The following is a 2543-nucleotide window of genomic DNA, read 5'->3' as shown; positions in this document are numbered from 1 at the left end:
GCTGTAGGACAAATAATGAAACAAGTCCAGCAAGGCACACAACAACTTAACAAATTGCAAGAACAAATTCAACAAGGCAGACAACAGCTTGACCAATTAAAGAGCCAACTCGATCAAGCGAAACAATTATATAGTTCCTTAAATGGAAAACCTGATTTATCCGCTCTTCAAGAATTGCTCAACAAACAAGGGAATAATGCTGCTCTCCCCTCTGATTTTAATCATTTAGAACAATCAATAGATGGCACCGGGGGTGGTAGCGGAAACACTGAAAAATGGAAGGAAAAACTTTTATATAAAGAACCATCGGGTGGTAGTGGATCAAAAGAAGCCGTTGATGCCTTTTACAAGCAAGAAGTGGAAAAATTGCACAATCGCAATGTAGGACAAGCAGCAACAGGGCAAGCTGTTTACGAAGATGCCGATAAAAAGAAAGAAGCCATTAGTAAGATTATTGAAAAACTCAAAAATGCTAAAACCGCTGCTGAAGTTCAAGATGCTCAAACACAATTAGCAGCTATACAAGCAATATTACAAGCAGAGGCTTTACAAACTCAAGCTACTTCTATGGTTCAACAAGCTCAATCTGAAGCTGAAGCCATACGGATTAGAGAAGAAGCTAGTAAAAGATACCAAGATTATGCAAATCAACTTCGCGGTCATTAAAAGTTAAAGAGGGACTTAATCATGAACAAAGTTATTATCGCAGCACTACTACTTAGCACAGGGCTGATCACCGCTGGATGTGAAAAAACCTACAGTGTAGAAGATTTTAAGAAAGATGAAAATTTACTTAAAGAATGGGCGGTGAGATGTGGATTTACAGGAAATTCGAAAAACTGTCAAAATGCACGATTAGCCGATCATCAAATTCATGAAGAACGTCGGGCAAAAATTGACGAAGAAAATCGTAAACGTAGAGAAGAATTTGAGAAAAAACAACAAGAAGAAGCAGCTAAGAGAAAAGCTGAATATGAAAAAAGGAGAGCTAAAGAAAAAAGCGAAAACAATTTCGATCCATAAAAATTATTATAACAATCAGAAATAAAAGTATTAAAAAAATTATAAAATGGATATTCAATGGTAACAAAGGATATATTTACCACAATAGATGATCGTTTAATGAATTCTCTTACAAATATAATGGGTAAATCTATTAGCAATCTTTCAGGCGCTTTATCTGCTCCTCTTACAGCAGCTTGTACAATATATATAGCATTTATAGGTTACAATATTATCTATGGGCGGTCTTCTATGCCATTGTGGGATTTTATAGCGACAACTTTCAAACTTGGCATCATCGTTACACTCGCCACAAATGCCGCTAACTATAACACATGGATCACAAATATATTTTTCACGGATCTGCCGAATGCCATTTCAAATGCTACGCAAGGTGCAATTTCTGATAAGAATGTCTGGGACAATATGATACAAAATGCTTATGCGCACGCCTTTGACGCAGCAAATAAATACAACGGATGGACTGAAGTTGGTACGTATATTGTTAACTGGATTGCTGGTTTAATCTGTTTAGTGATTGCTGGGATTTTTTGCACCATTGGTTTTATCGTCACAATATTTGCTAAATTTGGATCATTTCTTGTCATATCAGTGGGACCAATATTTATAGGTTTTGGTCTATTTTCAGCGACAAGACGTTTTACAGAAGCGTGGTTAGGTCAATTGGCAAACTTCATCATTTTGCAAGTATTAGTCGTGTTGCTTGGTAACGTGTATGTAAGTCTTGCAATGGACATACTTTCAGGTGACCTTACAGATATCATGTTTTCTGTACTTCAATTTTTGGTTATTGGCATTGGTGGAATTTATCTTTTTATCCATTTACCCGGAATTGCCTCTGCTTTAGCTTCTGGAGGAGCAGCTCTTGCAGGATCAACACATTTAGCTCACCATTCTAGTAGAGCAGCTGGACGTGGTGCTCTTGCAGCCGCTCGTTCTGGTGTTAGCGGTCTAAGAGGTTTGGCATCAAAATTTAGAGGAGGTAATACTACAAATGCGGGGAGTTAAAAAAATTTGGATAATCTTGCCATTTCTCTTTCTTAGTGGCTGTATGTCTTCATCAAACACGCTGAAATCACTCCCAAAGTGTGATGGATATTCTAAACGTCCACTCAACAGATCAATGTGGAATTGGGAAGGGAAGAAGCCCACTCCAAGACCTATTATTATAAGTGGCAATACACAATCATCTGTGAAAGAGAGCAAACTTGAAACGCTTTTGGCACAAAAATTAACGGACGAAGAAATGAAGTCTTACAAAAATTGCGGGCAAAAAGCATGAAAGAAAACGCCGTAGAACAATATATTGCTGAAGCACGCTCGTTCGATCAAGATCGCATGCTCGCCTCACGCCGCACCACCCGCATCTCGCTTGCAATCGCCGGTATCGCGGTTGCTGTTGCAATAATGTCTTCTCTCGCGGTCATCACCCTCACGCCCCTTAAAACCGTAGAACCTTTTGTCATCCGCGTTGATAATTCAACCGGCATCACTGAAGTCGTAGAAGCCTTAAAAGAAGG

Annotated in this window: 5 protein-coding genes; all 5 read left to right on the top strand. The window is 38.7% G+C overall.

Annotation, left to right across the window (positions count from 1 at the left end; translation table 11 throughout):
- A partial coding sequence (locus tag ACFILW_RS09400; RefSeq protein ID WP_375685664.1) for a type IV secretion system protein occupies positions 1-666 on the top strand: 666 nt, incomplete at its 5' end.
- Between the two features lie 21 nt (positions 667-687).
- Complete coding sequence (locus ACFILW_RS09395; RefSeq protein WP_375637935.1) at positions 688-1023, top strand: EexN family lipoprotein; 336 nt, start codon at positions 688-690, stop codon at positions 1021-1023.
- Between the two features lie 57 nt (positions 1024-1080).
- Complete coding sequence (locus ACFILW_RS09390; RefSeq protein WP_375685662.1) at positions 1081-2031, top strand: type IV secretion system protein; 951 nt, start codon at positions 1081-1083, stop codon at positions 2029-2031.
- Positions 2018-2305 (top strand): type IV secretion protein VblB7, encoded by a 288-nt coding sequence (locus ACFILW_RS09385; RefSeq protein WP_375612434.1) that lies wholly within the window; start codon positions 2018-2020, stop codon positions 2303-2305. Before ACFILW_RS09390 ends, ACFILW_RS09385 begins: the two co-directional genes overlap by 14 nt.
- Positions 2302-2543: VirB8/TrbF family protein (locus tag ACFILW_RS09380; protein WP_375685660.1), on the top strand; the 242-nt coding region annotated here is incomplete at its 3' end. The genes ACFILW_RS09385 and ACFILW_RS09380, both read left to right, overlap by 4 nt.

Source organism: Bartonella sp. TT110JLCBS (genome assembly GCF_042193405.1).
Taxonomy (GTDB): Bacteria; Pseudomonadota; Alphaproteobacteria; order Rhizobiales; family Rhizobiaceae; genus Bartonella.
The sequence above is the reverse complement of the archived record's forward strand: the minus strand, read 5'-3'. Positions and strand labels throughout refer to the sequence as shown.

Bases quoted from the DNA above. Each gene is read 5' to 3' on its own strand.
- ACFILW_RS09395 (WP_375637935.1), top strand. From the start codon at position 688: ATGAACAAAGTTATTATCGCAGCACTACTACTTAGCACAGGGCTGATC.
- ACFILW_RS09390 (WP_375685662.1), top strand. From the start codon at position 1,081: ATGGTAACAAAGGATATATTTACCACAATAGATGATCGTTTAATGAAT.
- ACFILW_RS09385 (WP_375612434.1), top strand. From the start codon at position 2,018: ATGCGGGGAGTTAAAAAAATTTGGATAATCTTGCCATTTCTCTTTCTT.